This window comes from Nocardia cyriacigeorgica, assembly GCF_010858045.1.
GTDB lineage: Bacteria > Actinomycetota > Actinomycetes > Mycobacteriales > Mycobacteriaceae > Nocardia > Nocardia cyriacigeorgica_E.
Genome location: NZ_JAAGVC010000325.1, coordinates 1 through 290, shown reverse-complemented (window position 1 = coordinate 290; position 290 = coordinate 1). Strand labels below are relative to the sequence as shown.

The window sequence follows — 290 nt, the reverse complement described above, 5'->3', positions numbered from 1 at the left end:
TACTTGCAGGACACGCTCGGTAAGAGCTGGTAGAGGAGGTGACCGGAATGGCGACTACACCTAAGCCGACGCGGGCACCTGTGCGCGTGCCTACGAAGAGCAAGTCCCCGGTTGTCCGGGCTAAGACGACCAGGGACAATCCGTCGACAATCAAGCTGCCGAAGAAGGCCCCCACGGTCCGGCACTTCAAGGTCGGCGATCGCGTGCTGTTCACCTACGGCAAGCGGGAGGTCGAAGGCACCGTCACTAGTACCTTCGGTGACCGGGTCCATGTCGACATGCACTTTGTC

General features: G+C 61.0%; 1 protein-coding gene. It reads left to right on the top strand.

Annotated elements, in window-relative coordinates; all coding sequences use genetic code 11:
- Nucleotides 1–47: 47 nt before the first annotated feature.
- On the top strand, nucleotides 48–290 hold a 243-nt coding region (locus GV790_RS30860), incomplete at its 3' end, for a hypothetical protein (protein ID WP_218586505.1).